Source organism: Streptomyces sp. NPDC035033, assembly GCF_040636735.1.
GTDB lineage: Bacteria > Actinomycetota > Actinomycetes > Streptomycetales > Streptomycetaceae > Streptomyces.
The window spans coordinates 49,603-72,230 of sequence record NZ_JBEZUZ010000002.1 but is presented as its reverse complement, the minus strand read 5'-3'; the positions used below and the strand labels follow the sequence as shown (position 1 = coordinate 72,230).

Sequence of the window (22,628 nt, the reverse complement as noted above, 5' to 3'; positions counted from 1 at the left end):
GACCTTCACTCTGAATACGCCGGCCACCCCGGATCGGTTCCGTCTCCGGGGGTCGCTCGAACAGGTGAACATGCCCGTGGGGCGCCTCCCGTCCGGGAGACGCCCCACCGGCGCCGGCACGCGTCAGGCCGCGTAGTGCGCCCGCAGCCGCTCCGCCGCCCCCGGCTCCGCACCACCCCGCTCGTCGAGCGCGAGCAGCCCCGCGCCGAGCACCGGCGGCGCGGTCACGAACCGCACCGCCGCCTTCGGCGCCCGCTCGGCGAGGAGTTCGAGGATCCGGGACTCCAACTGCGAGTGCCGGGCGGCCAGCACGCTGCCGCCGAGGACCACCGGCGCCTCCTCGTCGAGGAGCCCGAGCCGCCGCAGCGCCACCGTCGACAGCGCCACGACCTCCTCGGCCATCCGGTGCACCAGGGCCAGCGCCACCGGGTCGCCCCCCGCCGCCACCCGGAACAGCACCGGCGTCAGCTCGTGCCGCCGCGCGTGCGGGATCCGGCCCAGGTGCACGGCCTCGATCAGCGCGTACATCGTCTCCAGGCCGAAGTGCGCGGGCAGCGCCCGGGCCAGCTCCGTCGGCTCGCCCCGGCCGTCCTCGGCGCGGGCCGCGAACCACATGGCCTCGTCGGCGAGCCCGCCGCCCCCGCCCCAGTCCCCGGAGATCTTCCCGATCGCCGGGAAGCGGGCCGTCCGCCCGTCCGGGGTCATGCCCACGCAGTTCACCCCGGCCCCGCAGACCACCGCCACCCCGCGCGGCTCGTCGAGCCCGGCCCGCAGGATCGCGAAGGTGTCGTTGTGGACCCGTACCGAACGGCTCCACCCCCGCCCCAGCAGCTCCTCCTCCAGCGCGGCCTCCTCGACCGGCAGGTCCGCGTTGGCGAGACAGGCGGTGACGTGGGCGAAGGACAGCGGGACGCCGGCGTCCGCCGCCGCCCGCCCCACGACCTCCGCCAGCCCGTCGACCGCCGCCGCCACCCCCACCACCGGCGGCTGGAACCCCCCGCCGCGTGCCGCGCCCAGCACCGTCCCGTCCGGCGCGAGGACCGCCGCGTCGGTCTTGCTGTTGCCCGCGTCGATCGCGAGCAGCCCCCCGTTCACGCCCACGCGAAGTGCTCCCGGTTGTGCGCGATCAGCCGGTCCGTCAGGCCCTCGGCGTACGCGTACTGCCCGACCAGCGGGTGCGCGAGCAGCGCCTTGAAGACCCGCTCCCGCCCGCCCCGCAGGGCCGCGTCGAGCGCCAGGTCCTCGTAGGCCGTGACGTTCGCGATCAGACCGGCGTACAGCGGGTCCACCGGCGCGACCGGCAGCGGCACCGCCCCGCCGGGGCCGACCGCCGCCTGCGTCTCGATGACGGCGTCGTCCGGCAGGAACGGCAGCGTGCCGGCGTTGAAGGTGTTCACCACCTGGTACGGCGAGCCCGCGCCGCCCAGCAGCGAGGCCGCCAGGTCCACGGCCGCCTCCGAGTAGAAGGCGCCGCCGCGCTTGCCGAGCAGCGCCGGCTTCTCGTCGAGCGCCGGGTCCCCGTACATCTCCAGGAGTTCCTTCTCCATCGCGGCGACCTCGGCGGCCCGCGACGGCCTGGTGCGCAGCTCCTCCACCACCTCGTCGTGCGCGTAGTAGTAGCGCAGGTAGTACGAGGGGACGACGCCGAGCCGGTCCACGACCGGGCGCGGCAGGTGCAGGTCGGCGGCGATCGCGTCGCCGTGCTCGGCGAGCAGCCGGGGCAGCACGTCCTCGCCGTCGGGGCCGCCGAGCCGGACGCCGGTCTCCCAGGTGAGGTGGTTGAGGCCGACGTGGTCGAGGTGGACCTCGGCCGGGGCCACGTCGAGGAGCTTCGCGAACTTGCGCTGGAAGCCGATGGCGACGTTGCACAGGCCGACGGCCTTGTGCCCGGCCTTCAGCAGGGCGCGGGTGACGATGCCGACGGGGTTGGTGAAGTCGATGATCCAGGCGTCCGGGTTGGCGCGCCGGACCCGCTCCGCGATGTCGAGGACGACGGGGACCGTGCGCAGCGCCTTGGCGAGGCCGCCGGCGCCGGTGGTCTCCTGGCCGACGCAGCCGCACTCCAGCGGCCAGGTCTCGTCCTGGTTCCGGGCGGCCTGGCCGCCGACGCGGAGCTGGAGGAGGACGGCGTCGGCGCCCTCGATGGCGGCGTCGAGGTCGGTGGTGGTGGTGATCCGCCCCTCGTGCTCCTGCTTGGCGAAGATCCGGCGGGCGAGTCCGCCGACGAGGTCGAGCCGGTCGGCGGCCGGGTCGACGAGGACGAGTTCGGTGAGGGGCAGGGTGTCGCGCAGCCGCGCGAATCCGTCGATCAGTTCGGGGGTGTAGGTCGAACCGCCCCCCACGACAGCGAGTTTCATTCTCGTATCAGCCCTTCACTCCGGTCAGGGTGACTCCCTCGACGAACGCCTTCTGCGCGAAGAAGAACACGAGGATCACGGGGGCCATGACCAGGACGGTCGCGGCCATGGTCAGGTTCCAGTCGGTGTGGTGCGCGCCCTTGAAGGACTCCAGGCCGTAACTGAGCGTCCAGGCGGCCGGGTTCTCGGAGGCGTAGATCTGCGGCCCGAAGTAGTCGTTCCAGCAGTAGAAGAACTGGAAGAGGGCGACGGCGGCGATGCCGGGCTTCGCCATCGGCAGCACGATCCGCAGCAGGGTGCGCAGTTCGCCGCAGCCGTCGATGCGGGCCGCCTCGACGTACTCGTCGGGGATGGTGAGGAGGAACTGGCGCAGCAGGAAGACGGCGAAGGCGTCCCCGAAGGCCAGCGGGACGATCAGTGGCCACAGCGAACCGGAGAGGTCCATCTGCTTGGCCCAGAACAGGTACATGGGGATGATCACGACCTGCGGCGGCAGCATCATCATCGAGATGACGAGCAGCAGCGACAGGTGCCGGCCGCGGAAGCGGAACTTGGCGAGCGCGTACGCGACGGGGATCGACGACACCACGACGAGGACGGTGCCGAGCCCCGCGTACAGCAGCGAGTTCTTCCACCAGGTGAGGAAGCCGGGCGTCTCGAAGACCTTGACGTAGTTCTCGAAGTGCCAGGTGTTCGGGGTGAGGTCGCGGGTGAGCGCCTGCTGGTCGCTCATCAGCGAGGTGAGGACGACGAAGACGAACGGCAGGACGAAGAAGAGGGCCGCGGCGATCCCGAGGGAGTGCACGGCGATCCAGTGCAGCAGGGCCTTGCGGCGGGCGCGCGTCGCGGCGGCGCCCGGAGAGGGGGCGGTCAGGGTCATGGTTCAGTCACCCGAGCCGATCAGGCCGCCGCGCCGGCGCATGAGCAGCGCGGTGAAGGCCATGGAGAAGGCGAAGAGCACGAGCGCGATCACGCAGGCCGCACCGTAGTTGAACTGGCTGAAGCCGAGGTTGTGGACGAGCTGCGGCAGGGTGAGCGTGGAGTCGTCCGGATAGCCGGGGACGAAGGTCTCGCCGGAGCCGCCCATCTTGCCCGAGGCGACCTTGGCGGCCACGATCGGCTGCGTGTAGTACTGCATCGCGCCGATGACCCCGGTGACCAGGGCGAAGAGGATGATCGGCGAGATGTTCGGCAGGGTGATGTGGCGGAACCGCTGCCAGGCGTTCGCGCCGTCCAGTTCGGCGGCCTCGTACTGCTCCTTGGGGACGTCGAGCAGGGCGGCCATGAAGATGACCATGAGGTCGCCGATGCCCCACACGGCGAGGACGGTGAGGGCCGGCTTGGCCCAGTCCGCGTCGTTGAACCAGGCGGGGGCGGGCAGGCCGACGGCGTCCAGGAGCGAGTTGACCGGCCCGGTGCCGGGGTTGAGCAGGAAGACGAAGGCGAGCGTCGCCGCCACCGGCGGGGCCAGGTACGGCAGGTAGAAGAGGGTCCGGAAGACCCCCGCGCCCGTCTTGATCTTCGTGATCAGCAGGCCGATGCCGAGGCCGAAGACGACCCGGCAGCTCACCATGACGACGCAGAGCCAGAGGGTGTTCTGGAGGGCCGGCCAGAACTGCGGGAAGGACGTGAAGACGTACGTCCAGTTGTCCAGGCCCCGCCACTCGGGCGGGTTGAGGCCGTCGTACTTCATCAGCGAGAAGTAGACGGTCGAGACGAGCGGGTAGGCGAAGAAGAAGCCGAAGCCGATCAGCCACGGCGACATGAAGGCCAGGGTGCGCAGCGCGTTGCGGCGGCGTCTGGCCCGCAGCGTGTTGCGCGCCCCGGGGACGGAGGCGGCCGGGGCGGCCGCCTCCGTCGCGGGCAGGGTGTCCGTGCTCATGGGCGGTGTCCGGCCGTCACTTCGCCGCGGCGATGTCGCGGTCGATCTGGGCGGCGGTCTCGGCGAGGCCCTTCTTCAGGTCGGTGACCTCGCCCTTCTCGTACCGCTGGGCGAACTTCTGGAGGGTGTCCTGGTAGGCGGAGCCGTTCACCGCGCCGTCCGAGGTGGTGGACTTCGGGTGCCGGGCGATGTCGAGGAAGGTCTGGAAGCGGGCGTCGAACTTCAGGTCCGGGGACTTGAGGGCCTCCAGGGTGGAGGGGACGTTGCCGATGGCGTTGGCGAAGCCCACTACGGCCTCGGTGTCCGTGGTCATGTACTTGACCAGCTCCCAGGCGGCGTTCTGCTTCTTCGACTGCGGCGCGATGCCCATGATCGTGCCGGAGAGGTAGCCCTTGCCGTACTCGGCGACCTCGTCGTCGGCGACCGGCAGCGGCGCGACGCCGACCTCGAACGGGACCTTGGCCTCCTTGATGAAGTTCAGCCGCCACTCGCCGTCCAGCTGCATGGCGACCTGGCCGGTGTGGAAGGGGTGCTTGGCGCCCCACTCGTCGCCGAAGGTGGTGCGGTACTTGTCCAGCTTCTGGAAGCCGCCGAGCGCGTCCACCAGCGACTTCTGGTACGTCATCATCTCGGCGAACGCCGGGTCGGTGCCGACCGTCGACCTGCCGTCCGCGCCGAAGTAGCCGCCGTGGCTCCACTGCGACATGTAGTGGGAGACGACCGTCTCGTAGCCGAGGTAGTTCGGCATGAAGCCGAGCCGCTCGTACGAGTCCCCCTTGGCCTTCGTCAGCTTCTTGGCGACCCGGGTGAACTCGGACCAGGTCTTCGGCGGCGCCTCCGGGTCGAGGCCGGCGGCCTTGAAGGCGTCCTTGTTGTAGTAGAGCCCGTACGCGTCGGAGAGCAGCGGCAGCGTGCAGCGCTTGCCCTCGAACTGCGTGTAGTCCTGGAGGACCTTCGGGAAGACCTTGTCGAGGTCCAGCCCGTCCTTCTCGATGAAGGGCTTCAGGTCGGCGAGCGCGCCCGTGTGGCAGAACTTGCCGACGTTGGCGGTGGTGAAGGACGCCACCACGTCGGGTCCGTCGGAGCCGCCCGCGCGCAGCGCCTGGCCGAGCTTGTCGTCGTTGATGTTGCCGACGACCTTCACCTTGATGTTCGGGTGGGCCTTGGTGAACCGGGCGACGTTCTCCTCGATCGCCTTGACCTCGGAGGGGGCCGTCCAGCCGTGCCAGAAGGTCAGGGTGGTCTCGGCCTTGGGGTCGTCGGAGGCCGCTCCGCCCGCGGAGCCGGTACAGGCGGTGGCGAAGAGGGCGAGCGAGGCGGTGGCGGCGAGCGCGGCTGCGGCGGCGCGCGGGCGTGCGGGCATGGCGATGTCTCCCTGGAGGGGGTGAGCGGAAGGAGGGGTGGTGACGCGGGTCAGCGGGAGGTGTCGAAGACCTCGTCGCGGGTGGTGGCCAGCGCGCTCTCCAGCGCGCCGCGCAGCACCGGTTCACGGGGGACGGCGGTGAGGACGAGCCGCGGGCGGGAGGCCGCGAGTTCGGCGAGCTCGGCCTGGACGCGGGCCCGCAGGGGTTCGCCGCCGGCGACGAGGACGTCTCCGGACAGCACGATCAGTTCGGGGTCGAGGACGGCGACGAGGGAGGCGAGACCGGTGGCGAGCCGTTCGGCGTACCGGTCGAGCAGCTCCGCGTACGGCCCCTCGTCCGGGGTCTCGGCGGCCCGGGCGAGCAGTCCGGTCGCCACCGCCACGTAGGGGCGGTCGGGGGTGTCGAGCCCGGCCGCGCGGGCGAGCCGGGGCACCGACTGGACGCCGGCGAGCTCTTGGAAGCCGCCGGAGTTGGCCTTGGCGACCTGGCGGACCAGCGGGGTGCCGGGGACCGGCAGGAAGCCGACCTCGCCGGCGCCGCCGGTGAAGCCCCGGTGCAGCCGGCCGCCGAGGACGAGGGCGGCGCCGAGGCCCTCCTCGTTCCACAGCAGGACGAAGTCCTCGTGGCCGCGGGCGGCGCCGAGGGCCCGCTCGGCGACGGCCACCAGATTGACGTCGTTCTCGTACTCGAAGGGCATGGGCAGGACCGCGGCCAGCTCCGCCAGGAGGGTGGGGGAGTGCCAGCCGGGCAGGTGGGAGGCGTACCGGAGCCGCCCGGTGGCCGGGTCGAAGGCGCCGGGGGTGCCGATGACCAGGCGCCGCACGTCGGCGGGGACGAGCCCGGCGGCCCGGACGGCCCCGTCGAGGGCCGCGGTGACCTGCCGGACCACGCCGTCCCCGGTACGGCCCCCGGTGCGGAGCTCGTACTCGCCGGCGACGGCGCCGGTGATGTCGGCGACGGCGGCGCGGATGCGGTGCTGGTTGACGTCGAGCCCGGCGGCGTACCCGGCGGTCGGGTCGAGCGCGTACAGCTGGGCGCCGGGGCCGGGGCGGCCCTCGGTGGTGCCGGTGACGCGGACCAGGCCGGCGGCCTCCAGGCGGGCGAGGAGCTGCGAGGCGGTCGGCTTGGAGAGGCCGGTGAGCTTGCCGATCCGGGTCCGCGAGAGGGTGCCGTGCTCCAGGAGGAGGTCGAGCGCGGCGCGGTCGTTCATGGCCCGCAGGACGCGCGGGGTGCCAGGGGTTCCCTGGATGCCTGCCATGCCGTTCGCACCTGCCCTTCGACGCTGGTCGGGCCCATTGTGGCGCCTGGCGGCCACCGTTTCCCCCACCACACTGTTAGGAAAGTTTCCTATTCGGTGGGAGGACGGTAGGACGGCCGCCACCGGCCCGTCAATACCCGGGAACGCGAGACGCCCCCGGCGGCGACCGAAGCGTTGCCGACGGGGGCGTCGAGGCCCGGGAGGTGGGGGAGCGGTCAGGACTTGCCGAGGTCCGGCCGCGGCAGCGGGGTGGCCGCCGCCGACTGCGGCGAGGTGGCGTTCGCGAAGACCGAGGGGGCCGCCATGCCCGCCGTCGGATCGGCCGCGACCTCCTCCGCCTGAGCGGGCAGCCCGCCGACGATCCGGATGCCGGCCTCGTCCAGGCCCCGCTTGATCCGCCACCGCAGCTCGCGCTCCACGCCCAGCTTCTTGCCCGGCATGGTCTTCACCGAGACCCGGATCGTCATCGAGTCGATGAGCACCTCGGTCAGACCGAGCACCTCCACCGGGCCCCACAGCCGCTCGTTCCACGGCTCTTCCTCGGCCATCGACTCGCCCGCCGCGGCGATCACGGCCCGCACCTTGTCCAGGTCCTCGGTCGGCCGGACCGTCACGTCCACCGCCGCCGTCGCCCAGCCCTGGGAGAGGTTCCCTATCCGCTTGATCTCGCCGTTGCGCACGTACCAGATCTCGCCGTCGATCCCGCGCAGCTTCGTCACCCGCAGCCCCACCTCGACGACCTCGCCGGAGGCCACGCCCGCGTCGACCGAGTCGCCGACGCCGTACTGGTCCTCCAGGATCATGAAGACGCCGGAGAGGAAGTCCGTCACCAGGTTCCGCGCGCCGAAACCGATCGCCACACCGGCCACACCGGCCGAGGCGAGCAGCGGCGCCAGGTCGATGTCGAAGGCGCCCAGGACCATCAGCCCCGCGGTGCCCAGGATCAGGAAGGACGCCACCGACCGCAGCACCGAGCCGATCGCCTCGGACCGCTGCCGCCGGCGCTCCGCGTTGACGAGCAGCCCGCCGAGCGCCGTCCCCTCCACCGCCTGGGCGGAGCGGTTCATCCGCTCGATCAGCTTCGTCAGGGCACGGCGGACGGCCCACCGCAGCAGCAGGGCGACGACCACGATCAGCAGGATCCGCAGACCGGTGTTCAGCCAGGTGGACCAGTTCTGCTCCACCCAGCTCGCCGCGTTGGTGGCCTTCTCCGCCGCCTCGTCCAGAGTCACCGGGATGGGCTCGGGTTCGGTGGCGGCCGTCAGGACGGACCAGGACACGGGACAACCTCCAGGCTTCGCGTACGCAGGCCATCCACACTAACGGGGCGTCGGACCGGGTCCCGCTGTCCTGTTCGAGGGAGAGACCGACCTCACCCGGGCACATACCCGGGAGACATGCCGATGTGGCCGGGAACACGTCGGGCACGCCCCCGGCGATCGCGGGAACGTGGTGGCGCTCCGGCCAGGCATGAGGAGAGACTGAGAGCAGTTCGTCCCGGCGCGAGCCACGCGCCGCCGGCGCCATAGGAGGCATCCGTGCCGCATGTCCTGGTCCTCAACGCGTCGTACGAGCCCCTGGGCGTCGTACCGCTCCGCCGCGCACTCGTCCTCGTCCTGGAGAACAAGGCCCTCTGCATCGAGGAGTCCGGCGCCTTCCTGCACAGCGAACGCCAGATCGTCCCCGCGCCCAGCGTGGTACGGCTGAAGCGGTTCGTGCGGGTCCCCTACCGGGGGCCCGTTCCCCTCACCCGCAGGGCCCTCTTCGCACGCGACGGAGGGCGCTGCATGTACTGCGGGGGAGTGGCGACCAGCGTCGACCACGTCGTCCCGCGCAGCCGGGGCGGAACCCACGCCTGGGAGAACGTGGTGGCGGCCTGCCGCCGCTGCAACCACCTCAAGGCCGACAAGCACCTGCGGGAGATCGGCTGGCGGCTGCGCCACCAGCCCGCGCCGCCGACCGGCCTGGCCTGGCGGATCATCGGCACCGGCCACCGGGACCCCCGGTGGCTGCCCTACCTCAGGCCGTACGGCGCCGAGGACGCGATGGCCCGGATCGACTCCGTCGCCGACACCCCCGCAGGGGTGCTGACGACCGGCTGAGGTCCGGGCCTTCCGCGTCCCCGGCCCGCCGCGGACCGGACCCGGAGGGGAGGGCGCCGCTCAGGGGGCGGCGCCCTCCTCCGGCGCGCCCCGGACCGGGGCCTCGGGGGCCTTCGAGGACTCCGGGGCCGCCGGAGCCCCCGGGCTCTCCGGGCTCTCCGGGCTCTTCGGGCTCTTCCCGGCGGCCGCCGGCTCCGGCGCCACCGCGTACGCCTCCACCGACCAGAGCGAGTAGCCGTACGGGGTCGCCCGCTTCTCGCCCTGCACCCGCAGGAAGCGGGTGTCCGCCGCGTCCATCCGCACCGACTCGGTGCCGCCCCGGCCGTCCGTCACGGTCGCCGCCGTCCGCCAGTTCCGGCCGTCGGCCGAGACCTGCACCCGGTAGCGGGCGGCGTGCGCGTCCTGCCAGCGCAGGACCACCCGCCCTATCCGGGCCGGCTCGGCCAGCTCCAGCTGGAACCAGGCCCCGTCCTCGGCCGGCGAGGACCAGCGGGTCCCCGGATCGCCGTCCACCGCCAGCGCCGCCGGGAAGTCCGCCGTCTCGTCGCCGGAGGAGGAGGCCGTCGCCGACCGGGCCAGGTCCGGGCCGCCCGTGCGCGGGAAGACCCGCACCGTCAGCACCCGCTCCTCGCCCGCGAAGGAGACCGGCACCCGGTGCTCGCCGGTCGCCGTGCCCGGCGCCGCCGACACCTCCACCGGCACCGTCGTCGTGCCGCCGCGCTCCACCGCGGCCTCCTTCGGCAGCCGTACGGTGATCCCCTCCGGCGCCCGCGCGGTCAGCGGGCCCCGGACCTCGGCCGCCCGCCGCCCGGTCAGCCGCAGCTCCACCCGGGCCGCCGGACCGCCGGCCTCCAGGTCGGTCTCCGCGCGGTCCAGTTCCAGACCGGCCCGCGGCCCGTCCGCGAACCACGGCACGAGCGACCGCACGTCGGGCGCGGGCCCCTCGCCGTCCCAGACGATCCGCAGCGCCTCGGCGCGCAGCCCCTTCAGCTCGGTCTGCGTCCAGCCGGTGGCGGACAGCGGCCCCAGCGGCCGCCAGCCCTCGCCCGTCACGTACGCCTCCACGCGCGCGTGCGTCCCGCCGGCCGGCTTTCCGGAGCGGTCCCCGGAGCCCGCCCCGGGTGCCTTCCCGTCCGCCGGGGGGCCGGTCAGCACCGTCACCGTCTCCACCGGCCGCGCCCGGTCCAGCCGCAGCGTGTACGAACCGGCGGCCCGGTCCACCTGGCGCTCCGGCTCCCGGTCGGTGCCCGTCCAGGCCGCCGCCTCCTTCGCCGCCCGGTCCAGGAACGGGTCGAGGACCCCGGCGCCGACCGTCACCCCGCTCGCCGCGAGCCGGGGACGCAGCGGCTCCAGGCGCAGCTGCGCCTGCCAGGCCGCGGGACCGTCCCCGCGCGCCTGCGCGAGCAGCGTGTCCACGGCCGCCTCGCCCGCCGCCCCGTACCGGGACAGCTGCTCCAGCCAGGGCCCCGACTCGGCGCGCAGGGCGCCGTCCGCCGTGTCCGCGAGCCGCCCCGGCGCCTGGCGCATCACGGTGAACGCGGCCCGCAGCTCGCGGCCCGCCTTCTCCCGCGCCGCCGCCGTGCCCGAGGCCCGGGCCGACCAGAAGGCGCTCATCAGCGGCTTCAGCCCGGCCGACTCGGCGTCCGGGGCCAGGATCGAGGAGGCCGCGTTCCCGGCCAGGGCGCCGAGCGCCGCCCGCGCGGCCGGATCGGGCCCCGCCAGGTCGGCGACCGCCGCCCGCCAGGACTCCCCGGGCCGGTAACCGCGCGGGTTCCAGGCGAAGTCGGCGGTGGTGAAGAGCGGGATCCGGGAGGCGGCGGGCTGCTCCATGGCGTGCGCCAGATAGGCGGCGGACCCCACCGCCACGGCCGGCTCCCGGCCCGTGGCCGGCCCCAGGAAGAGCCGGTCCTGGGCGTAGTCGTTCACCGGGTAGTTGTCCATGGTGACCAGCGGGCGCTGCCCGAGCGCCGCCCGCACCCGGGCGAGTTCGGAGCCGGTGACGGTGCGCGGCACGACCCCGACGCCGGTCCACGCCACCCGCACGCGCGCGTCGAGCGCCCCCGCGAGCGCCGACCGGTACTCGCTGGTGCCCTCCTGGTAGTACTCCGTCGGCAGCACGGTCAGCGGCTCGGCGTCCGGGTGGTGCTCGGCGAGGTGCCGGGCCACCGTGTTCGCCACGCGCGCGTGCGCCCGGGCCGCGCCCGCCGCGTCCCGCCCGAACGCGTCCGCGTCCTCGTCGCACGTCCACTCGCCGTACCCGGCGTCCGGGAACTGGAGCTGGAAGGAGCGGAAGCCGAGCTCCCGCATCGCGTCCAGCTTCCGGGTCAGCGCCGCCACGTCCGCGTCCGACGACAGGCACATGGACTGGGCCGGGGCCACCGCCCAGCCCAGCGTCACGTGCCGGGCCCGGGCCCGCTCGGCCAGCGCGCGGAACCCGGCCCGCTGCGCCTCCGGGTAGGGGTCGCGCCACCGCGCCGTGCGGTACGGGTCGTCACCGGGCGCGTAGAGGTAGCGGTTCTGCTTGGTGCGGCCCAGGAAGTCGACCGTCGCCAGACGCTGCTCCGTCGTCCACGGGGTGCCGTAGAAGCCCTCCACGACGCCCCGCTCGGCGGTGCCGGGCCAGTCCCGGACGACGACGCCCGGCACCCGGTCGCCGACGCCGCCCGGCCCCTCGCCGAGGAGCTGGCGGAGCGTCTGCACCGCGTGGTACAGGCCGTCCTCGCCCGTCCCGTCGAGGACCACGGTGTCCCGGCCGCCGAAGCGCCCGGTGGCCAGCCGGTAGCCGCCGGACGGCAGGTCGGCCCGCTCGGCCACCCCGAAGGAGGCCAGCGCCTCCCCGGCGGCCTCCCCGGACGGCCCCGAGACCCGCAGGACCGGGCCCGCGCCCGGCAGCCCCTCGTGCACGGTCCGCACCCCGGCGTCGGCGAGCAGCCCCCGCAGCGCCGCCAGGGCGTACGGGTCGGCGTCCCCGTCCGCCACCAGGGTCACCCGCTCCCCGAGCCGCACGGCGGGACCGGCGGCGGTCAGCGACTGCGGCCGGGGCCACACCGCGGGCACGGCGGGCGCCTTCGCGGGCGTGCCGGCGCGGGGCGCGGGCACGGCGGGGAGCGCGGCCGGGCCGACGGGGGCCGCGGGCGAGGCGGCCAGGTCGGGCACCGCGGCGGGCGGCGGGACGGCGGCCGCGGAGCCGGACACGGCACCGCCGAGGAGTCCGCCGATGACGGCGGCGGCGACCGCGGTCGCCGTCCGCGGTCCGCGGCCCGGACGCACGGGGGTCACGGGGGTCTCCCTTCACCGGGGCCGGGGCCCGCCGGGGCGTCAGGGGCGGGTCCTGCCCGGCCGGTTGGTCACGAGCGGGTCACGAGCCCACCACCCGTCGCACTGAGGTGTCAATGCGAGGGGGCGAAGTGTCGGCTTTGCCCGGTGAACCACCGGCGAGCTGTCGTCCTTTCGCCGTGTTCCCCCGGTAAAAGGGGCAAAGGGAGGCGTGGTGGGTAGGGCTATCACCCGTCGCATCCCGCGGCCGCCGGCCACCAGCCGGCCGGCCGACCCGCCGAGACGAACCGGGAGACCCCCGTGACCACGACCGCCCGCCCCCTGTCCGGACGGATACGGATCCCGCAGCAGACCGCCCCCGGCGCGCCCGCGCCGGCCGGTGAGCCCTCGTGGACGGCGGCCGCGCCGCTGACCAGCGAGCCGCCCCTCGCCACCGCCACCCCCCTCACCAGCGAGCCGCCCCACCCCGGCGCGGCCCCCCTCACCAGCGAGCCCACCGCCCCAGGTGCCTGGGGCGGCCCGGAGTCCCCCGGAGTGTGAAGTGACCCTGGCCCGCCTCGCCGAACGACACGGCGTCGCCACCGCGTTCAGCCCGTCCGAGGGCGTCACCGTGCCCGTCCCCGAGGCCACCGTGGTCGCGGTCCTCGGCGCCCTCGGGGTCGACGCCACCACCCCGGAGGCGGTCGCCGCCGCCCTCGACGCGGCGGAGCGGGCCGACCGGGAGCGGCTGCTCCCGCCCACCCTCGTCCGGCACACCGGCGCGGAACCGCTCCGCCCGCCCGCCGGACTGCCCGACGGCACCCTGCTGCGCGTCACCACCGAGACCGGTGCCGTCCACACCGGCGACGACTGGACGGCGCTCCCCCTCGGCGTGCACGCCGTGGAGGCCGAGGCGCCCGACGGGCGCACCGGCCGCGCCACCCTGATCGTCGCCCCCGCGCGGGTCCCGGCCCCCGCCACGCGCGCGTACGGCCTGCTCGTCCAGGTCTACTCGCTGCTCTCCGAACGCTCCTGGGGCATGGGCGACCTCGGCGACCTGCGGGAGCTCGTCTCCTGGGCGGGCCGCGCGCACGGCGCCGGCTTCGTCCAGGTCAACCCGCTGCACGCGGGCGTGCCCGGGGCGCCCTCGGACCCGTCCCCGTACCGCCCCTCCTCGCGCCGCTTCCCCGACCCCGTCCACCTGAGGATCGAGCGGATCCCCGAGTACGCCCACCTGGACCCCGGGGCGCGCGAGGAGATGGACCGGATCGTCGCCTCCGCCGCCGAGCTCCGCGAGGGCGTCCTCGCCAAGGGCACCACCGTCGACCTGGACGCCGTCCGGGCGCTCAAGCTCCGCGCCCTGGAGCTCCTGGCCGGCGTCGAGCCCGGCCCCGGCCGCCGCGCCGAGTACCACGACTTCCTCGCCGAGCGCGGCCGCGCCCTGGAGGACCACGCCACCTACCAGGCCCTCGCCGAACGGCACGGCCCCCACTGGCGCTCCTGGCCGGAGGAGCTGCGCGCCCCGGAGGGCGCCGCGGCGGCGGTCCGCGCCGACGCGGGGCTGGCCGCCCGGGTCGACTTCCACTGCCGGCTGGCCTGGCTGACGGACCGGCAGCTCGCCGAGGCCGCCGAGGCGGCCCGGGAGGCCGGGATGGCGGTCGGGATCGTCCACGACCTGGCCGTGGGCGTGCACCCGGAGGGCTCCGACGCCTGGGCCCGGCAGGGCGACTTCGCGGCCGGGATGTCGGTCGGCGCGCCGCCCGACGCCTTCAACGCCCGGGGCCAGGACTGGGGCCTGCCGCCGTGGCGCCCCGACGCCCTCGCCGCCGCCGGGTACGCCCCGTACCGCGGTCTGCTCCGCGAACTCCTGCGGCACGCCGGGGCCCTGCGCATCGACCACGTGATGGGCCTGTTCCGGCTCTGGTGGGTGCCGGAGGGCCGCGAGCCCACCGAGGGGACCTACGTCCGGTACGACGCGGAGGCGATGCTCGCCGTCCTCGTCCTGGAGGCGCACCGGGCCGGCGCCCTCGTCGTCGGGGAGGACCTGGGCACCGTCGAGCCGGGCGTCCGCGAGGCCCTCGCCGGGCGCGGGGTGTTCGGCACCTCGGTGCTCTGGTTCGAGCGGGACTGGGACGGCGGCGGCGCCCCGCTGCCGCCGGAGGCGTGGCGGGCCGGCTGCGTGGCCACCGCGACCACCCACGACCTGCCGTCCACCGCGGCCCGGCTCTCCGGCGACCACGTGCTGCTCCGCCACCGCCTCGGGCTGCTCGGCGGCGACCTGACGCGCGAGCGGGCCGCGGACGCGGCGGAGACGGCCGAGTGGCTCGGGCTCCTCCAGCGGCTCGGGCTGCTCCCGGAGGGGCCGGGGGACGAGGAGGCCGAGGTCCGGGCCGTCCACCGCTTCCTGGCCCGCACCCCGGCCCGGATGGTCGGGGTGTGGCTGCCGGACCTGGTGGGGGACCGCCGGCCGCAGAACCTGCCGGGCACCTGGGACGAGTACCCCAACTGGCGGCTGCCGGTCGCCGGTCCCGGCGGGCAGCCGCTCACCCTGGAGCGGATCGCCGCCTCGCCCCGGGCGCACGCGCTGCTGCGGACCGTCGCGGAGGAGGTGGGGGCCCGTACGGCACCCCCGGGCGCGCGGGCCGTTTAGGTGTTCGCTACTTTTGCACCGTGGACAAGAAGAACGCCCTGCGCGCCGGCGCCGTCGCGGCCGGTACGACGCTGATGATGCTGCTCATGTCGTCCCCCGCGCTCGCGCTGACCCGCGACGACGGTGACGACCCGGCCCCCAAGCTGGAGGTCATCGAGACCCTCGGCCTGTTCGTTGCGGCTCCGCTGGTGCTGTTCCTGGTCATCGCCGGCCTGGTGATGGTCCTCGACAAGTCCCGCAAGAAGGCGTAACCGCCTCCTCCGCTCGTCCCTGAGGGCGCCGCACGGCCACGCCGGCCGTGCGGCGCCCTCGCGCGTCCTCAGGCGGTGGCCGCGAGGAGCTTGCGCAGCAGGTCGTTCAACTGGTGCGCCTCCTCGGGGGTGAGGGCCGCCTCCAGCGCGGCGCGCTGCCGCTCCAGACCGGCGCCGACGGCCTGGTCCACCAGGGAGCGGCCCTCCTCGGTGAGCGTGACCCGCAGGCCGCGCCGGTCGTTCGGGTCGGGGCTGCGGGTGAGCAGCCCGGCCTTCTCCAGCTTGTCCAGCCGGCCCGTCATCCCGCCGGTGGTGATCATCAGCGTGGCGGTCAGCTCGCGCGGCGAGAGCGTGTACGGCTCCCCGGACCGCCGCAGCGTGGCGAGCACGTCGAACTCGCCGAGCGACATCCCCCCGTACGGCGCGTACGCCTTGTCCACCTGGGCGCGCATGGCGGCGGCGAGCCGGTAGATCCGTCCGAAGACCGCCATGGGGAGGGTGGCCAGGTCGGGGCGGACCGCGAACCACTGGTCGGTGATGGCGTCGACGGCGTCGTGTCCGGGGCCGGGGACGTGTCCGGCCCCCGGGATGTGCTTCTCCATGGCCTCAGTCTCCCCGCTCCTCCGGCTCGACGGCAAGAAAGCCACTTGCAAGTAAGTAGCTTAGTGCTAAGTTAATTACCGCAAAGCAAGCCCGGTCGTCCGCACCGTCCGCACCGGCCGGTCGCGCCCGCCGGCCCCGGTCCGCCGGCGCCGCACCGCTCCAGGGGGGAGTCCTGTCATGTCCCGCAAGGCCGCCGTCGTCGCGCTCACCGCCCTCGCCCCGATCTCCTGGGGATCGACCTACTTCGTCACCACCGAGTTCCTGCCGCCCGACCGGCCGCTCTTCACCGGCCTCGTGCGGGCCCTGCCGGCCGGACTCCTGCTCCTCGCGCTGACCCGCAAGCTGCCGACCGGAGCCTGGTGGGGGAAGGCGGCCGTCCTCGGCGCCCTCAACATCGGGGCCTTCTTCCCGCTGCTCTTCCTCGCCGCCTACCGGCTGCCCGGCGGGGTCGCCGCCGTCGTCGGCTCGGTCGGCCCGCTCTTCGTCGTCGGCCTCGCCGCCCTCCTCCTGGGCGACCGGCCCACCGTCAGGACCCTGACCACCGCCGTCGCCGCCGCCTTCGGCGTCAGCCTGGTCGTCCTCAAGGCCGGGGCCGCGCTCGACCTCGTCGGGGTGGTCGCCGGACTGCTCTCCGCCCTCTCGATGTCCGCCGGCGTCGTCCTCACCAAGCGCTGGGGCCGCCCCGAGGGCGTCGGCGCCCTCGCCCTCACCGGCTGGCAGCTCACCGCCGGCGGCCTGGTCGTCCTGCCGGTCGCCCTCCTCGTCGAAGGCGCCCCGCCCGCCCTCACCGGCACCCACCTGGCCGGCTACGCCTACCTCGCCCTCGGCAACACCGCGATCTCGTACTTCCTCTGGTTCCGCGGCATCGAGCGGCTGAGCGCCGCGTCGGTCACCCTGCTCGGCCCGCTCTCCCCGATCACCGCCGCCGTCATCGGCTGGGTCGCCCTCGGCCAGTCCCTCGGCCCGGTCCAGCTCCTCGGCATGGCCATCGCCTTCGGCGCCACCCTGGCGGGCCAGCTGGCCCCCGCGAAGCCCCGGCCGGCCGAAACGTTCACTTCTCCTGAAGGGAACGGTCAGAAAGTTTCGATGGACCTGGAGGTTTCGGGGGTGCGACGGTAAGCGGCATGACCCTCAGGACAGCCCGCCGCCCGACCGCCCCCGCCACCCCCGCCACCGGCACCACCCCGGGACCGGCCCCCGCCAAGGGCGCCGGTCCCGGCCTGCTCCTCGCCCTCCTCGCCACCGTCGTCTGGTCCGGCAGCTTCGTCGCCACCCGTGACATGGCCGACTCCGTCCCGCCCGTCCAGGCGGTCTTCTGGCGCTGGGTCATCGCCCTCGCCGCGGTCGCCCCCTTCGCCGCCCGCCCGCTCTGGCGGCAGCGCGCGGTCCTCCGCCGGCACCTCGGCTTCACCGTCCTCGCCTCGCTGTTCGGCGTCACCCTCTACAACACCCTCGTCCACCAGGCCGGCCTGACCACCTCCGCCACCAACATGGGCATGATCATGGCCGCCTCTCCGGTGATCATGGCGGTCTACGCCCGGCTCGGCGGCGAACGGCTCGGCGCCCGCCGCCTCCTCGGCACGGCGATCGCCGTCCTCGGCGTCCTCCTCCTCGTCGGCGAGGGCTCCCTCGCGATCGACCTCTCCGCCGGCGACCTGTGGATGGGCGCGGCGGCCCTCTCCTTCGCCTCGTACAGCGCGCTCCTCAAGCGCCGGCCCGCGGAGATCGACGGGCTCGCCTTCCTCCTCGCCACCTTCGTCCTCGGCGCGCTCATGCTCGCCCCCGCCTACGCCGTCTCCCTCGCCGTCCAGGGCGGCTTCCCCGCCGCGCCCGCCACCGTCGGCCCCCTGCTCTACGTCGGCGTGTTCTCCTCCGCCGTCGCCTTCTTCGCCTGGAACAGGGCGATCTCCCTGATCGGCGCCGCCCGCGCCGGAGTCGTCTACTACCTCCAGCCCGTCTGCGTCGCCCTCCTCTCCTACGTCCTGCTCGGCGAGGAGCTGGGCGTGACCGGCGGCGCCTGCATGGCCCTCATCCTCGGCGGAGTGGCGCTGAGCTCCGCCCGGTAGGTTGCGCCCCATGACCGAGTGGGACATCAAGAAGCTGCACATCCTCCGCACCCTGCGCGACCGGGGCACCGTCACCGCCACCGCCCAGGCCCTGCTCATGACCCCCTCGGCCGTCTCCCAGCAGCTCACCAACCTCGCCAAGCAGCTCGGCGTGCCGCTCCTGGAGGCCCACGGCCGGCGCGTCCGGCTCACCGACGCCGCCCACCTCGTCCTGCGCCACGCCGAGGCGGTCTTCGCCCAGCTGGAGCGCGCCGACGCCGAACTCGACGGCTACCTCCGGGGCGAGGCCGGCCAGGTCCGGGTGGCGGCCTTCCCGACCTCCGTGCCCGCGCTCCTCGTCCCCGCCGTCCGGCAGCTCCGCACCGCCCACCCCGGGCTCGACGTCCGGATCCGGGAGGCCGAGGCGGCGGAGGCGTACGAACTGCTCACCGCCGGCGAGGTCGACCTCGCCCTCTCGCTCGCCGCCCACGCGCCCACCGCCCGCGACCCCAAGTACACCCGGCTGCCGCTGCTCACCGACCCCCTCGACGTCGCCCTGCCCGCCGGCCACCCGCTCGCCGACGCCCCCGGCCTGCGCCTCGCCGACCTCGCCGCCGAGCCCTGGATCTTCGGCGGCTCGGGGCCCTGGTCCGAGATCACCACCGCCGCCTGCGAGGCCGCCGGCTTCGTGCCCGAGCAGGCCCACAGCGCCTCCGGCTGGACCGCGATCCTCGCCATGGTCGAGGCCGGACTCGGCATCGCGCTGGTGCCCCGGATGGCCTCCGCCGACCGCCGGGGCGGCGGAGGCGTCGTCATGCGGGTCCTCTCCGCCGACCAGCCGCGCCGGCACGTCGTCGCCGCGGTGCGGCGCGGCGCCGAGGAGGGCCCGGCGGTGGCCCGGGTGCTCGCCGCGCTGCGCCAGGCCGCCGTCCAGCGGGAGAACGTTCAGCGGAGCTGAAAAGACCTGTCGAAAACATTCGATGGACCCCGGGCTTCCGACGCGGGACAGTCGGACCATGACCGCCATCGAGGACACCCAGGACCCGCACGCCAACGACGCCGCCCCGTACGCCGGGGGCGACCCGTACGCCGACTACCGCACCGGTGACTTCCCCTTCACCGAGCTGGTCGACCTCGCCGACCGCCGTCTCGGCGGCGGTGTCGTCGCCGCCAACGACGAGTTCTTCGCCGAGCGCGAGAACCTCCTCGTCCGCGAGCGGGCCGTCTTCGACCCGGAGCACTTCGGCCACAAGGGCAAGATCATGGACGGCTGGGAGACCCGTCGCCGCCGCGGCGCCGATGGGGAGCACCCCTTCCCCGCCCCCGAGGACCACGACTGGGCGATCGTCCGCCTCGGCGCCCCCGGCGTCATCCGCGGCCTGATCGTCGACACCGCCCACTTCCGCGGCAACTACCCGCAGAAGGTCAGCGTCCAGGCCACCGCCGTCGAGGGCAGCCCCAGCCCCGAGGAGCTCCTCGACGCCAAGTGGGAGGAGCTCGTCCCGCCCACCCCCGTCCGCGGCCACGCCGCCAACGGCTTCACGATCGACAGCGACCGCCGCTGGACCCACGTCCGCCTCTGCCAGCACCCGGACGGCGGCGTCGCCCGCTTCCGCGTCCACGGCGAGGTGCTGCCCGACCCCGAGTGGCTGGACCTCCTCGGCACGATCGACCTGCTCTCCGTCCTCAACGGCGGGTCGTACGAGGACGCCTCCGACAAGTTCTACTCCTCGCCGACCCAGATCATCCTGCCCGGCACCTCCCGCAAGATGGACGACGGCTGGGAGAACCGCCGCCGCCGCGTCCGCGGCACCAACGACTGGGTCCGCTTCCGCCTCCCCGCCCAGGGCGCCGTCCGCGCCGTCGAGATCGACACCGCCTACCTCAAGGGCAACTCGGCCGGCTGGATCGCCCTCCAGGGCCGCAACGGCGAGAACGGCGAGTGGTTCGAGATCGTGCCGCGCACCCGCCTCCAGCCCGACACCCTGCACCGCTTCAAGCTCCCGGCCCGGGCGGTCGTCACCCACGTCCGGCTCGACGCCTTCCCCGACGGCGGCGTCGCCCGCATGCGGCTGCACGGCTCCCTGACCGAGGAGGGCGCCGCCGACCTGCGCGCCCGCTTCGACCGCGCGAGCCGGTAAGGGTCCGAAGACCGGCGAAGGGGCGCCTCCGTGGGGGAGGGCGCCCCTTCGTCGTACCCGCTCGGGGCGACTACCTCGCGGCGGCCGCGTCCGCCGCCCGGGCCTTCAGGGCCCGCTCGACGCCCGCGCGCGACTCCGTCACCAGGCGCCGCAGCGCCGGCACCGGGTCGTTCGCCGCGATCCACGCGTCCGTCGCGTCCAGCGTCTCCTGGGAGACCTGGAGCGTCGGGTAGAGACCGACCACGATCTGCTGGACGATCTCGTGGCTGCGGGTCTCCGACACGCGCTTGATCGACGCGAAGTACTTCTCCGTGTACGGCGCCAGCAGCTCGCGCTGGTCGGCCTGGACGAAGCCGCCGATCACCGCCTCCTGCACCGCGTTGGCCAGCTTGTCGTCCTCGACGACCGACGCCCACGCCTCGGCCTTGGCGGCCTCGGTCGGACGCGCCGCGCGGGCCGTGGCGGCGTGCCGCTCACCGGCGGCCGTACGGTCCCGCTCCAGCTCGGCGGCGATCTCCGGCTCGTCGTAGACGCCGGTCGCGGCGAGCCGCTGCACGAACGCCCAGCGCAGCTCGGCGTCGACGGCCAGGCCCTCGATGGTCTCCCGGCCGTCCAGGAGCGCGGCGAGCAGGTCGAGCTGCTGCGGCGTCCGGGCGGCCGCGGCGAAGGCCCGCGCCCACGCCAGCTGGTGGTCGCTCGCCGGCTCGGCCGCCTTGAGGTGGGTGAGCGCCGCCTCGGTCCAGCGGGTCAGGCCCGCGTCCCGCCACTCCGGCGCCGCGTACAGCTCCAGGGCCGCCTTCACCTGGCCCTGGAGCGACTGCACCACGCCGATGTCCGACTCCTTGGCGATGCCGGACAGCACCAGCTCCAGGTAGTCGCGGGTGGCCAGCTCGCCGTCCCGGGTCATGTCCCAGGCCGAGGCCCAGCACAGCGCCCGCGGCAGCGACTCGGCGAAGTCGCCCAGGTGCGCGGTGACGTTCTGCAGCGACACCTCGTCGAGGCGGACCTTGGCGTACGACAGGTCGTCGTCGTTCAGCAGCACGACCGCCGGGCGGGACTTGCCGATCAGCGCCGGCACCTCGGTGCGGCCGGTCGCCGTCAGGTCCAGCTCCAGGCGCTCGGTGCGGACCAGCTTGCCGGCCGCGTCCAGGTCGTAGAAGCCGATCGCGATCCGGTGCGGGCGCAGCACGGCCTCGCCCTTGGCGCCGACCGGCAGCGCCGGGGCCTCCTGCCGCACCGCGAAGGCGGTGATCGAGCCGTTCTCGTCGGTCTCGATCTCCGGGCGCAGGACGTTGATGCCGGCCGTCTCCAGCCACGCCTTCGACCAGGTCTTCAGGTCGCGCCCGGAGGTCTCCTCCAGGGCGTCGAGCAGGTCGCCCAGACGGGTGTTGCCGAAGGCGTGGCGCTGGAAGTACGCCTGCACGCCCTTGAAGAACTCGTCCTGGCCGACGTAGGCGACGAGCTGCTTGAGGACCGAGGCGCCCTTGGCGTACGTGATCCCGTCGAAGTTGACGAGCACGTCCTCCAGGTCGTTGATGTCGGCCATGATCGGGTGCGTCGACGGCAGCTGGTCCTGGCGGTAGGCCCAGGTCTTCTCCGCGTTGGCGAAGGTGGTCCAGGCGTTCGGCCAGCGGGTGCCCTCGACGGCGGCCTGGCAGGCGACCGAGGTGTAGGTGGCGAACGACTCGTTCAGCCACAGGTCGTTCCACCACTCCATGGTCACGAGGTCGCCGAACCACATGTGGGCCAGCTCGTGGAGGATGGTCTCGGCGCGCCGCTCGTAGGCCGCGTCCGTCACCTTGGAGCGGAAGACGTACTGGTCGCGGATGGTGACCGCGCCCGCGTTCTCCATCGCGCCCGCGTTGAACTCCGGCACGAACAGCTGGTCGTACTTGGCGAACGGGTAGGCGTACGCGAACTTCTCCTGGAACCAGCCGAAGCCCTGCCGGGTCACGTCGAAGATGTGGTCCGCGTCCAGGAACTCCGCCAGCGACGGACGGCAGTAGATGCCCAGCGGCACGACCTGCCCGTCCGGGCCCTCGTACGTCGAGTGCACCGAGTGGTACGGGCCGGCGATCAGGGCCGTGATGTACGTGGAGATCCGCGGCGTCGGCTCGAAGGCCCACACGCCGTCCTTCGGCTCCGGGGTCGGCGAGTTGGAGATGACGCTCCAGCCCTCCGGCGCCTTCACGGTGAACCGGAAGGTGGCCTTCAGGTCCGGCTGCTCGAAGGAGGCGAAGACGCGGCGCGCGTCCGGCACCTCGAACTGGGTGTACAGGTACGCCTGGCCGTCGACCGGGTCGACGAAGCGGTGCAGGCCCTCGCCCGTGTTGGTGTACGCGCAGTCCGCGACCACCCGCAGCTCGTTGCGCCCCTGCTTCAGGTGCGGCAGCGCGATCCGCGCGTCCCGGAAGACGGCGGCCACGTCCAGCGAGCGGCCGTTGAGGACGACCTCGTGGACGGCCGGCGCGACGAGGTCGATGAAGCTCTCGGCGTTCGCCTCGGCGGAATCGAAGCGGACGGTGGTGACGGACCGGTAGGTGCCGCCCTCCTGCGCACCCGTGAGGTCCAGTTCGACCTCGTACGCGTCCACGCTCAGCAGCTTCGCCCGCTGCTGGGCCTCTTCACGGGTCAGGTTGGTCCCAGGCACCCGGTCAACTCCTCGGTTTCGTGACGTTTGGGCCATCTTTCCACGGGGTCCTCGGCGAACGCATCGCGCA

At 74.3% G+C, this 22,628-nt stretch carries 18 protein-coding genes; 8 read left to right on the top strand and 10 right to left on the bottom strand.

Features of this window, described 5'->3' with window-relative positions; genetic code table 11:
• Positions 1 to 123 precede the first annotated feature (123 nt).
• From AB0E83_RS01765 to AB0E83_RS01735, 7 genes are all read right to left on the bottom strand, one after another.
• Entirely contained in the window at positions 124 to 1,101 is a 978-nt protein-coding gene (locus AB0E83_RS01765; RefSeq protein WP_362104380.1) for a BadF/BadG/BcrA/BcrD ATPase family protein, read from the bottom strand.
• Positions 1,092 to 2,357 carry a 6-phospho-beta-glucosidase gene (locus AB0E83_RS01760; protein WP_362104378.1) on the bottom strand — a complete coding sequence of 422 codons (1,266 nt, stop codon included), beginning with the start codon at positions 2,355 to 2,357 and terminating at the stop codon, positions 1,092 to 1,094. Before AB0E83_RS01760 ends, AB0E83_RS01765 begins: the two co-directional genes overlap by 10 nt.
• A gap of 7 nt (positions 2,358 to 2,364) precedes the next feature.
• Positions 2,365 to 3,237, bottom strand: coding sequence for a carbohydrate ABC transporter permease (locus AB0E83_RS01755; RefSeq protein WP_362104376.1), 873 nt, complete (start codon positions 3,235 to 3,237; stop codon positions 2,365 to 2,367).
• A 3-nt stretch (positions 3,238 to 3,240) separates the two neighbouring features.
• Positions 3,241 to 4,239 (bottom strand): sugar ABC transporter permease, encoded by a 999-nt coding sequence (locus AB0E83_RS01750; RefSeq protein WP_362104374.1) that lies wholly within the window; start codon positions 4,237 to 4,239, stop codon positions 3,241 to 3,243.
• Between the two features lie 16 nt (positions 4,240 to 4,255).
• The gene (locus AB0E83_RS01745) at positions 4,256 to 5,602 is read right to left on the bottom strand and encodes an ABC transporter substrate-binding protein (RefSeq protein ID WP_362104373.1); all 1,347 of its coding nucleotides are present in this window, start codon (positions 5,600 to 5,602) and stop codon (positions 4,256 to 4,258) included.
• Between the two features lie 50 nt (positions 5,603 to 5,652).
• On the bottom strand, positions 5,653 to 6,861 hold the full coding sequence (locus tag AB0E83_RS01740; RefSeq protein WP_362104371.1) for an ROK family transcriptional regulator: 1,209 nt from the start codon (positions 6,859 to 6,861) through the stop codon (positions 5,653 to 5,655).
• Between the two features lie 215 nt (positions 6,862 to 7,076).
• Positions 7,077 to 8,141: a mechanosensitive ion channel family protein gene (locus AB0E83_RS01735; protein WP_362104369.1), complete on the bottom strand. Its 1,065-nt coding sequence runs from the start codon at positions 8,139 to 8,141 to the stop codon at positions 7,077 to 7,079.
• Between the two features lie 258 nt (positions 8,142 to 8,399).
• Between AB0E83_RS01735 and AB0E83_RS01730 the strand changes: the two genes are divergently transcribed.
• A complete protein-coding gene (locus AB0E83_RS01730) occupies positions 8,400 to 8,963 on the top strand; it encodes an HNH endonuclease (protein ID WP_362104367.1) in 564 nt (187 codons plus the stop codon).
• A 60-nt stretch (positions 8,964 to 9,023) separates the two neighbouring features.
• Here the strand turns inward: AB0E83_RS01730 and AB0E83_RS01725 are convergent, their stop codons facing one another.
• Complete coding sequence (locus AB0E83_RS01725; RefSeq protein WP_362104600.1) at positions 9,024 to 12,233, bottom strand: beta-N-acetylglucosaminidase domain-containing protein; 3,210 nt, start codon at positions 12,231 to 12,233, stop codon at positions 9,024 to 9,026.
• A gap of 345 nt (positions 12,234 to 12,578) precedes the next feature.
• Here AB0E83_RS01725 and AB0E83_RS01720 point away from each other — a divergent pair, with 345 nt between their 5' ends.
• From AB0E83_RS01720 to AB0E83_RS01710, 3 genes are read left to right on the top strand one after another with little or no spacing between them, the layout of a single operon-like run.
• On the top strand, positions 12,579 to 12,779 hold the full coding sequence (locus AB0E83_RS01720) for a hypothetical protein (RefSeq protein ID WP_362104598.1): 201 nt from the start codon (positions 12,579 to 12,581) through the stop codon (positions 12,777 to 12,779).
• A gap of 1 nt (position 12,780) precedes the next feature.
• Entirely contained in the window at positions 12,781 to 14,868 is a 2,088-nt protein-coding gene (gene malQ / locus AB0E83_RS01715; protein WP_362104365.1) for a 4-alpha-glucanotransferase, read from the top strand.
• A 20-nt stretch (positions 14,869 to 14,888) separates the two neighbouring features.
• Positions 14,889 to 15,119, top strand: a complete 231-nt coding sequence (locus AB0E83_RS01710) for a hypothetical protein (RefSeq protein WP_169084754.1) — start codon at positions 14,889 to 14,891, stop codon at positions 15,117 to 15,119.
• 68 nt (positions 15,120 to 15,187) lie between these two features.
• Here the strand turns inward: AB0E83_RS01710 and AB0E83_RS01705 are convergent, their stop codons facing one another.
• Complete coding sequence (locus tag AB0E83_RS01705) at positions 15,188 to 15,721, bottom strand: MarR family transcriptional regulator (protein WP_362104363.1); 534 nt, start codon at positions 15,719 to 15,721, stop codon at positions 15,188 to 15,190.
• Positions 15,722 to 15,899: 178 nt separating this feature from the next.
• Here AB0E83_RS01705 and AB0E83_RS01700 point away from each other — a divergent pair, with 178 nt between their 5' ends.
• Genes AB0E83_RS01700 through alc form a run of 4 tightly spaced genes read left to right on the top strand, consistent with a single transcriptional unit; the run spans position 15,900 to position 19,908 of the window.
• The gene (locus AB0E83_RS01700; protein ID WP_362104361.1) at positions 15,900 to 16,841 is read left to right on the top strand and encodes an EamA family transporter; all 942 of its coding nucleotides are present in this window, start codon (positions 15,900 to 15,902) and stop codon (positions 16,839 to 16,841) included.
• A gap of 5 nt (positions 16,842 to 16,846) precedes the next feature.
• Positions 16,847 to 17,788, top strand: a complete 942-nt coding sequence (locus AB0E83_RS01695) for an EamA family transporter (protein ID WP_362104359.1) — start codon at positions 16,847 to 16,849, stop codon at positions 17,786 to 17,788.
• A 10-nt stretch (positions 17,789 to 17,798) separates the two neighbouring features.
• Positions 17,799 to 18,725 (top strand): LysR family transcriptional regulator, encoded by a 927-nt coding sequence (locus tag AB0E83_RS01690; RefSeq protein ID WP_362104357.1) that lies wholly within the window; start codon positions 17,799 to 17,801, stop codon positions 18,723 to 18,725.
• A 58-nt stretch (positions 18,726 to 18,783) separates the two neighbouring features.
• Complete coding sequence (alc, locus tag AB0E83_RS01685) at positions 18,784 to 19,908, top strand: allantoicase (RefSeq protein WP_362104355.1); 1,125 nt, start codon at positions 18,784 to 18,786, stop codon at positions 19,906 to 19,908.
• A gap of 70 nt (positions 19,909 to 19,978) precedes the next feature.
• Here alc and pepN read toward each other — a convergent pair whose 3' ends face one another.
• On the bottom strand, positions 19,979 to 22,558 hold the full coding sequence (gene pepN / locus AB0E83_RS01680) for an aminopeptidase N (RefSeq protein ID WP_362104353.1): 2,580 nt from the start codon (positions 22,556 to 22,558) through the stop codon (positions 19,979 to 19,981).
• Positions 22,559 to 22,628 lie beyond the last annotated feature (70 nt).